Source organism: Arthrobacter sp. 2YAF22_2 (assembly GCF_052114645.1).
Lineage (GTDB): Bacteria > Actinomycetota > Actinomycetes > Actinomycetales > Micrococcaceae > Arthrobacter.
Genome location: NZ_JBFRFD010000099.1, coordinates 1 through 8787, shown reverse-complemented (window position 1 = coordinate 8787; position 8787 = coordinate 1). Strand labels below are relative to the sequence as shown.

General features: G+C 66.8%; 9 protein-coding genes. 2 read left to right on the top strand and 7 right to left on the bottom strand.

The genetic code is table 11. The annotated features are described in order from the left end of the window. The coding region (locus AB4Y86_RS06155; protein WP_441401039.1) for a sodium/solute symporter at window positions 1–1379 on the top strand (1379 nt) is incomplete at its 5' end. Window positions 1380–1398: 19 nt separating this feature from the next. Here AB4Y86_RS06155 and AB4Y86_RS06150 read toward each other — a convergent pair. The 6 genes from AB4Y86_RS06150 to rpsB all read right to left on the bottom strand — a co-directional run bounded on the left by AB4Y86_RS06150 (window position 1399) and on the right by rpsB (window position 6337). Continuing rightward, the gene (locus AB4Y86_RS06150) at window positions 1399–1977 is read right to left on the bottom strand and encodes a DivIVA domain-containing protein (RefSeq protein WP_441401037.1); all 579 of its coding nucleotides are present in this window, start codon (window positions 1975–1977) and stop codon (window positions 1399–1401) included. 101 nt (window positions 1978–2078) lie between these two features. Then, on the bottom strand, window positions 2079–2996 hold the full coding sequence (locus AB4Y86_RS06145; protein WP_441401035.1) for a phosphatidate cytidylyltransferase: 918 nt from the start codon (window positions 2994–2996) through the stop codon (window positions 2079–2081). Continuing rightward, window positions 2996–3553, bottom strand: coding sequence for a ribosome recycling factor (frr, locus tag AB4Y86_RS06140; RefSeq protein ID WP_441401033.1), 558 nt, complete (start codon window positions 3551–3553; stop codon window positions 2996–2998). Before frr ends, AB4Y86_RS06145 begins: the two co-directional genes overlap by 1 nt. 74 nt (window positions 3554–3627) lie before the next feature. Next, window positions 3628–4365: a UMP kinase gene (pyrH, locus tag AB4Y86_RS06135; protein WP_441401031.1), complete on the bottom strand. Its 738-nt coding sequence runs from the start codon at window positions 4363–4365 to the stop codon at window positions 3628–3630. 132 nt (window positions 4366–4497) lie between these two features. Then, a complete protein-coding gene (gene tsf, locus AB4Y86_RS06130; RefSeq protein ID WP_441401029.1) occupies window positions 4498–5334 on the bottom strand; it encodes a translation elongation factor Ts in 837 nt (278 codons plus the stop codon). Between the two features lie 133 nt (window positions 5335–5467). Then, window positions 5468–6337, bottom strand: coding sequence for a 30S ribosomal protein S2 (gene rpsB, locus AB4Y86_RS06125; protein ID WP_441401027.1), 870 nt, complete (start codon window positions 6335–6337; stop codon window positions 5468–5470). A 499-nt stretch (window positions 6338–6836) separates the two neighbouring features. Here rpsB and AB4Y86_RS06120 point away from each other — a divergent pair, with 499 nt between their 5' ends. Then, window positions 6837–7370 carry a murein hydrolase activator EnvC family protein gene (locus tag AB4Y86_RS06120; RefSeq protein ID WP_441401025.1) on the top strand — a complete coding sequence of 178 codons (534 nt, stop codon included), beginning with the start codon at window positions 6837–6839 and terminating at the stop codon, window positions 7368–7370. A gap of 62 nt (window positions 7371–7432) precedes the next feature. Here the strand turns inward: AB4Y86_RS06120 and AB4Y86_RS06115 are convergent, their stop codons facing one another. Continuing rightward, window positions 7433–8623, bottom strand: a complete 1191-nt coding sequence (locus AB4Y86_RS06115) for an acyl-CoA dehydrogenase family protein (protein WP_441401023.1) — start codon at window positions 8621–8623, stop codon at window positions 7433–7435. Between the last annotated feature and the right edge of the window lie 164 nt (window positions 8624–8787).

Here is an 8787-nt window from a genome sequence, read left to right as displayed (position 1 = left end):
CCACCGGTGACTTCTACGTCGCCTCGCGTACGGTGCGGCCCTGGTGGAACGCCTCGGCGATCGGCGGCGAGTACCTATCCGCCGCCAGTTTCCTCGGCGTCGCCGGGCTCATCCTGCTCTCAGGCACGGACGCGCTGTGGTTCCCGGTGGGCTACACGGCCGGGTACCTGATGCTTCTGCTGTTCGTTGCCGCCCCGCTGCGGCGTTCCGGCGCCTACACGATCCCCGACTTCACCGAGGCCCGGCTGGATTCCCGTGCGGTCCGCCGGGTCACCAGCTTCGTCGTGGTGGTGGTCGGCTGGCTGTACATCGTCCCGCAACTGCATGGCGCGGCGCTGGCCATCCGCATCACCACCGGGCTGCCGGCCTGGGTGGGGCAAGTGGCCGTGGTCGCTGTCGTCTGCGTGACTGTGGTGTCCGGCGGGATGCGGTCCATCACCTTCGTCCAGGCGTTCCAGTACTGGCTGAAACTCACTGCGCTGGCCGTGCCGGTGTTGTTCATCCTGTTTGTCCTGGCCGGCAGCGGCTCCCCCGCGGTCGCCGAGGCGTCCGTGAACCCGACGGCCGTTGCCGCGGCGGGCCCGTACCAGAATCTCTCGCTGCTGGTGGCGCTGCTGTTCGGGACGCTGGGTCTGCCGCACGTGCTGGTGCGCTTCTATACCAACCCGGACGGCCAGTCGGCGCGCCGGACCACGCTGATTGTGCTGGGCCTGCTCTCGGTGTTCTACCTGTTTCCGACGGCGTACGGGCTGCTGGGGCGGATGTACGCCCCCGAACTGGCGCACAGCGTGCAGGCGGACGCCCTGGTGCTGTTGCTGCCGGGGCGAATGGTCGGCGGCCCGGCCGGGGACCTGCTGTCCGCACTCGTGGTGGCCGGGGCGTTCGCGGCCTTCCTGTCGACCACTTCGGGCCTCGTGGTGTCGCTGGCGGGTGTCATCAGCCAGGATGTCCTGGGCGGAAGCGTGCGCGGGTTCCGGCTCGCGGCACTGATCTCGGCGGTGGTGCCGCTGGCGATCGCGGCCATGACGGACTCCACGGCGCTGGCCGGGAGTGTGGGCTTGGTCTTTGCCTTCACGGCGTCCACCATCTGCCCCGTGCTGTTGTTGGGCATCTGGTGGCGCGGATTGACCGACGCCGGCGCGATCGCCGGAATGCTGACCGGCGCGGTGCTCTGCGGCGGCGCCATGCTGGCCGGCGCGGTGCTGGGTGCCGCCGGGACAGCGCCGTGGCTCGCCCAGCCGGCCGCGTGGACGGTCCCGGCCGCCTTCGCGGTGATGGTGTTGGTGTCCCGGGCCACCCGGGGACGGGTTCCGCGGACCATTACCCGGCTGATGACCCGGCTGCACACCCCGGAACGGCCGCTCGCCACCGAGCGCTAGCGGGGCAGCCGGTGGCGCCTTAGTCGATGGCGGCCATGAGTTCGACGACGCGCTCCAGGAACGCGTCGACCTGGCTTTCCTCGTAGCCCTCGCGCCCGACGGCGGGCCGGAAGGTGGCGCGGCGGACGTTGTCAACGCTCAGCGGCTGGTCCTCCTCGAGGTAGCCGATCAGTTCGTGGCAGAGGTCGTCGACGTCGGTGGTGTTGTAGCTGCGCACCTTGCCTTTGGCCGGGCGCCGGAAGCGCTGGCCGTCGGGGCGGTGCAGCCGGCCGCGGAGCAGCCCGGCAAGCCGGCCGATCTCGCGCAACCAGGCTTCCTCGCCGCGTTCCCCAATCAGTTCGTCGCGTTCCCGGCGGGCCAGGGCGTCCTCCAGCCGGTCCAGGGCCGCGTCGACGCCGGCGGCGGCGTAGCCGCCCTTGACCGGGTCGAAGGAGACGGCGCGGACGTCGGCGCTCTTGACCGATCGTGCTGCTGCGTGGGGCGTTTCAAACGACACCCGCGCGCGCTGCAGGAACTGGTCCACCTGCTTGGCGTTATAGCCGTACTGGTTCCGCTGCACGCGGTCAAAGGAGGCAGGAATCTGCCGTTGGATGTCCACTGTAACTATGTTTCCTTCGATGCCGTTCGGCTCTGGTTGCCCGAATATCGAGCGGTGTTTGCTCGGCACCATTGTAGGCGCCGGGTGGTAAACGCGTTGCGCTAGCGGCCGGCGCTGGCGGAGAAAATCATGAACGCCACCGGGGACGCGAAGACGATTGAGTCGAGCCGGTCCATCACTCCGCCGTGCCCGGGGAGGCTGTTGCCCATGTCCTTGATGCCGAGTTCGCGTTTGACCATGGATTCGGCCAGGTCGCCGGCGGTCGCGGCGGCGACCATGCCCACGGCGAGGGCCGCGCCGAACCACCAGGGTTCGCCCAGCACGAAAATGCAGGCGAGGACGCCCACCACCACCGCCCCCGCGATCGACCCGCCAAAGCCCTCCCAGGACTTCTTCGGGCTGATCTTCGGGGCCATCGGGTGCTTGCCCAGCGAGGCGCCCACGAGGTAGCCGAAGGTGTCGTTGGAGACCACCAGCAACAGCAGGGTGCCGATCTGCCAGGCCCCTGTCGGCACCACGCCCCCGGGCCAAGGCCCGATCGGGGAGCTGCCGGCGGCATGCAGCGGCAGCACCGCGAAGCTGATCAGAAAAGGTACCCAGGCCATCGTAAAGACGCCGGCGAAGATACTCCGCGCCGACCCCGCGGCCCCCTCCAGCGAACGCCACAGGAGCACCGCGACGCTGCTGAGCAGCAGTGCGAACAGCAGGCTCTCGGGGCCGCCGAAATAGGCCGCGAGAGGCATCGCCACGGTGCCGGTCATCGCGGGGATGATCGGCAGCCGGGTGCCGGAGGCTTCCAGCGCCCGGTACACCTCCCAGACGCCGAAGACGGCGAACGCGGTGACCAGCAGCACGAAGGCCAGTGGCAGGAACAGCAGACCGCCCAGCACGGCGAAGAGCATGGCAAGGCCCACCGCCGTGGCGGCAGGAAGGTTCCGGCCGGCTTTCGGCGTCGGGTTCTTCCGCTCTTTCCCCCGCGCCCGGACCTGCGGTCCGGGCGCCTGCTGTTCCTCCGCCATCAGACCTCGAGCAGCTCGGCTTCCTTGCGCTTGAGCAACTCGTCGATGCCGTCGACGTGCGCCTTGGTCAGGGCGTCGAGTTCCTTCTCGCCGCGGGTGCCTTCGTCCTCGCCGGCGTCGCCGTCCTTGACCAGCTTGTCCAGGGTTTCCTTGGCCTTGCGGCGGATGTTGCGGATGGACACCTTGGCGTCCTCGCCCTTGGACTTGACGATCTTGACGTATTCCTTGCGGCGTTCCTTGGTCAGTTCCGGGATGGTGATCCGGATGACGTTGCCGTCGTTGGAGGGGTTGGCGCCCACCTCGGAGTCGCTCAGGGCACGTTCGATGTCCCGCAGGGCGGTCTTGTCGAACGGGGTGATGAGGATCGTGCGCGCGTCCGGGACGGCGAAGGAGGCCAGCTGCTGCAACGGGGTCGGCGAGCCGTAGTAGTCCACCAGGACCTTGTTGTACAGGCCCGGGGTGGCACGGCCGGTCCGGATCGAGGCGAAGTCGTCCTTGGCTACCTCGACCGCCTTGTCCATCTTGTCCCCGGCTTCGAGCAAGGTTTCTTCGATCACGTTCTCTCCTCAGAAATTGGTGCGCACCCCAGTGCCCGGGGAGCTGAACTGTCCTAAAAACATCCTAGCCGCAGCTAGGGGGTGACCACGGTGCCGAGGTCCTCGCCGCGGATGGCCCGGGTGACATTGCCTTCGCCTTCCATGCCGAACACCACCATGGTCAGGTTGTTGTCCTTGCACATCGTCATGGCCGTCTGGTCCATCACGCGGATATCGCGGCGCAGGGCCTCGTCATAGCTGAGGTGGTGCAGTTTCTCCGCGGTGGGGTCCTTCTTCGGGTCGGCGGTGTAGACGCCGTCGACCCCGCTCTTGGCCATCAGGACGACGTCGGCGTGCACCTCCATAGCGCGCTGCGCTGCGACCGTGTCGGTGGAGAAGTACGGGAGTCCGGCACCGGCGCCGAAGATGACGACGCGGCCCYTTTCCATGTGGCGGATGGCGCGGCGCGGAATGTAGGCCTCGGCCACCTGGCCCATGGTGATGGCGCTCTGCACGCGCGTCTCCACGCCGGCCTGTTCCAGGAAGTCCTGGAGTGCCAGACAGTTCATCACGGTGCCGAGCATCCCCATGTAGTCGGCGCGGGAACGGTCCATGCCGCTCTGTGAAAGTTCGGCGCCGCGGAAGAAGTTCCCGCCGCCGACGACGATTGCGACCTCGACGTCGGGAACGGCGGCCGCGATCTGCTTCGCGACGCCACGCACGGTGTCCGGGTCAACGCCCAGCTTGCCGCCGCCGAAGACCTCTCCGGACAGCTTCAGGAGCACGCGGCGCCTGCTCTTCTTTGGCTGGGCTGAATTGTTGACGGTCTCCATGGTGCCTTCCCGTTGGTGAGCTCTGAAAAAGGGTATCGTGCCGGGGACCAAAGGCTGCATTCCCGGGCCCGCGTTCCCGGCGCACGCGAAAGGGGTGGTCACCGCAGTGACCACCCCCTCAGCGGATCTTACTTAGGAACCGACGCGGAAACGCGTGAACGCGGTTGCCTTGACGCCGGCCTCTTCGAGGACCTTGGCGACTGACTTCTTGGCATCCTTGGCGAATGCCTGGTCAACGAGGACCTCGCCCTTGTAGAAGCCGGTAACGCGGCCTTCGACAATTTTGGTCATCGCGGCTTCGGGCTTGCCCTCGGCCTTGGCGGTTTCCTCAGCAATGCGGCGCTCGGACTCGACCAGGTCGGACGGGACGTCCTCGCGGGTCAGGTAGTTCGGGGACATCGCGGCGATGTGCACGGCGACGTCGTGGGCAGCGGTGGAAGCTTCTTCACCCTTGCCGTCTACTGCGAACAGCACGCCGACCTGGGCCGGAAGGTCCTTGGAGGTCTTGTGCAGGTACGCGTCGACTGTGGCGCCCTCGACGCGGGAGATGCGGCGGACGACAACCTTCTCGCCCAGGATCGCACCTTCTTCGATGACGACCTCGGAGAGCGGCTTGCCGTCGAGATCGGTGGCCAGCAGGGTGTCGAGGTCGGCAGCGCCGGACTCAACAGCAACGGCGAGCACCTTGTCGGCAAGCTGAATGAACTTGTCCGACTTGGCGACGAAGTCCGTCTCGCAGTTGACTTCGATCATCACGCCGACGCCGCCGTCGACCTTGGCCGCAACCAGGCCTTCCGCGGTGGAACGGCCTTCGCGCTTGGTGGCGCCCTTGAGGCCCTTGATGCGGATGATCTCGATGGCCTTCTCGGCGTCACCGTTGGCTTCGTCAAGAGCCTTCTTGACATCCATCATGCCGGCGCCGGTACGCTCGCGCAGAGCCTTGATATCAGCGGCAGTGTAGTTCGCCATGTGAACCCCTCTGTCTAGAAATTTGTGTGGTGTACGGACCGACAGGACGGCTGCTCACCCAGTGAGCAACCATCCTGTCAGTACCCTGCACGCCGCGGGCGGCGTGCGGGGAGATCCAGATTTATTTGTCTGACTACTTGGCTTCGTCGGCAGCCGGAGCAGCCTCGGCGGCGGCCGGAGCARCAGCTTCAGCGGCGGAAGCTTCGGCGGCGGCCGGAGCTGCAGCCTCAGCGGCCTTGYTGCCTTCGAGGAGCTCGCGCTCCCACTCGGCCAGCGGCTCTTCGGGAGCTTCCGTGGTGCCGGTGGCGCGGTTGTGGCGGGCGATCAGGCCCTCCGCAACGGCGTCGGCAACAACGCGGGTCAGCAGGTTCACGGAGCGGATGGCGTCATCGTTGCCCGGGATCGGGAAGTCGACTTCATCGGGATCGCAGTTGGTGTCCAGGATGGCCACAACCGGGATGCTCAGCTTCTTGGCTTCGTCGACGGCGAGGTGTTCCTTCTTGGTGTCGACAACCCAGAGGAGCGAAGGCGCCTTGGTCAGGTTGCGGATACCGCCGAGGTTGGTCTCCAGCTTGGTCAGTTCGCGGCGAAGGAGCAGCAGTTCCTTCTTCGTGTACGCCGAGCCGGCGACGTCGTCGAAATCGATCTCTTCGAGTTCCTTCATGCGCTGGATGCGCTTGGAAACCGTCTGGAAGTTGGTGAGCATGCCGCCGAGCCAACGCTGGTTGACGTACGGCTGGCCGACGCGGGTTGCCTGTTCGGCGATCGCTTCCTGGGCCTGCTTCTTGGTGCCGACGAAGAGGACGGTGCCGCCGTGTGCAACGGTGGCCTTCACGAACTCGTAGGCGCGGTCGATGTAGGACAGCGACTGCTGAAGGTCAATGATGTAGATGCCGTTGCGCTCCGTGAAGATGAAACGCTTCATCTTCGGGTTCCAACGACGGGTCTGGTGTCCAAAGTGGACGCCGCTGTCAAGCAGCTGGCGCATAGTTACGACGGGCATGCCGACGCTCCTTCCGGCAGGTCATTCATGAGAAAGCCCTGGGCTCTCTTACCCTGCCAATAGTTGACGGTTATTTAGCAACACCCGGGCGGGTGTTCCTCCTGGCATCCACCGCACCCCTCATCCAACCCCGAGGGGCCGGACCGTAAGAGGCGCAGTCCTCCGCACCCGGAAGCCGGGCTTCGGACAGGGAGGGCTGGATACGCGTAGTCAGCCACTGCTCCCGCACTCCTGAATGAGACGTGCTGCCTGTCCGGCATATCGGCCCCAGAAGGAGGGACACATATGCGGAATCAGGCATGAGGGCACMGCAAACTGCTCCACCAAGTGTACTACAGCGGACCTGCCCGGACGGACGGCTTCCGGGCCGCTCGAAGGCCCTGCTTCGGTGGCGTTCGGGGCTGGAAGCGGGCAGAAATCGCGTCCGGAACCGGGCCCGAATCCACATAGCCGCGTCGGGGCCTTCCGGGGCCGCGTCCGGTCACCGCAGGCTGGCGGCATGAAGGTTTCAATTCTTCTCGCTGCGTTGTTGCTGGTGCTCGTTCCGGCGTCGGCTCCGGCGCGCGGCGCTCCCGGGCCGGCGTCCCCGGCCGGCGGCTGGAGCTGGCCGCTCTCCCCCAGACCCCCCGTGTTGCGCGGCTTCGATCCTCCGGACCGGCCGTGGCTCAGCGGCCACCGCGGGGTGGACCTCCGCGCGGCGTACGACGGCGCCCCGGTCACCTCGCCGGCGCCGGGCCGCGTCAGCTTCGCGGGCTTCGTGGTGGATCGACCGGTAATTACCGTCGACCACGGCAACGGCCTGCGCAGCAGTTTCGAGCCGGTCGAAAGCGCATTGCAGCCCGGCGACGAGGTGGGCGAAGGGTCGGTGCTGGGACACGCGCTGCCCGGCCACTGCGGCGGAACACCGTGCGTCCACTGGGGCGTGCGGCGCGGCGATGAGTATCTCAACCCGCTGGCTTTCGTTATGGACGTGCGGCCCTCCATCCTGCTGCCGCCCGCAAATCCCGGTTCGGGACTGGGCGGTTCCGGATGAAGGGCCGCGGGCGTGCATCGGGGTCCCCCGGCAGGCGGTGCCAAAGCCGGAGCCCCGGGTGCCTAGACGATGGCAGAGATCCCGGTGATGGCCCGTCCGGTGACCAGGGTATTGATTTCGTGGGTTCCCTCGTAGGAATAAATGGCTTCGGCGTCGGAAAAGATCTTGGCCATCTCATAGTCGGTGACGATGCCGTTGCCGCCGAGGAGGCTGCGGCCGATGGCCACGCTTTCGCGCATCCGTGCCGTCGTGAAGGCCTTGGCCAGGGCCGACTGTTCGTCCTTGGCCTCCCCGGCATCCTCGAGCTGGGACAGGCGGACCATCATGCCCATGGAGCTGACAGCGTTGCCGAGGATCTGCACCAGCTGGTGCTGGACAAGCTGGAAGGACGCGATCGGCCGGCCGAACTGGCTGCGCTCGACGGCGTAGCGGCGGGCGACGTCGAACGCGGCCAGCTGTTGACCGACGGCCTGCCAGGCGACGGAGAGGCGCGTGACCTTCAGGACCTTGTTGGTGTCCCGGAAGCTGTTGGCGTTGGCCAGCTTGAAGAACTCCGGGACCACGACGTTCTCCAAGGTGATGTCGGCGTTCTGCACGGTGCGCAGCGAAATTTTGTTCTCGATCTTGGTGGCCTTGTACCCCGCGGTTTTGGTGTCCACGAGGAAGCCCTTGACCTGGTTGTCGGCCACGTCGCGCGCGTAGATGACCACCCAGTCGGAGAAGGTCGCGTTGCCGATCCAGCGCTTGGCGCCGTTGAGGATCCAGCTGTCGCCCTCGCGCCGGGCTGTGGTGCGCGTCCCGCCGGCGACGTCGGAGCCGCCCAGCGGCTCGGTCARGCCGAAGGCGCCGATCTTCTTCAGCGAGTAGATGTCCGGCAGCCAGGCCTCCTGCTGCTCCTGCGATGCGAGTGCCTCGATGGATCCGGTGAATAGCCCGTCGTGCACGCCCATGAAAGTGGCGATCGAGGTGTCCGCGCGGGTTGCCTCCGCGTGCAGGATCCCCGCGAAGAGGTTCGAGTAGCCCTGGCGCTTCACCGGGCTGACCAGATCGATCTCGGCGAGCTTGGGGATGAGCTCCATCGGGAACTCGCCACGGTTCCAGCAGTCCACGGCGATCGGCTTGACCTCGCGGGCCATGAACTCGCGCACCTCCGCCAGCCGGTCCCGCTCCTTGCCACTGAGCAGCTGCTCGAACGCGAAGAAATCGCCGTCGGCGTAGGGGAGGTTGTTGAAGTCGATTGCAGCTTTGGACATGTCGTTCCTTCACTCGTGATCAGCAGCGATCAAAAGGGCGCGGGCGGCGCGCCACGGATATGTTACTCACGAGTAACATATCGSAAGCGGCGGCCGGGCGGCAAGTGACGGGGGGCACGGCGGGTGGGTCACGGGAGCCGCAGTCGACGTTTCCGCGTCGGCCG

What these genes read in the sequence shown, in the direction of transcription:
- AB4Y86_RS06120 (WP_441401025.1), top strand. Translation starts at nt 6,837, where the DNA reads ATGAAGGTTTCAATTCTTCTCGCTGCGTTGTTGCTGGTGCTCGTTCCG.
- tsf (WP_441401029.1), bottom strand. Translation starts at nt 5,334, where the DNA reads ATGGCGAACTACACTGCCGCTGATATCAAGGCTCTGCGCGAGCGTACC.
- AB4Y86_RS06145 (WP_441401035.1), bottom strand. Translation starts at nt 2,996, where the DNA reads ATGGCGGAGGAACAGCAGGCGCCCGGACCGCAGGTCCGGGCGCGGGGG.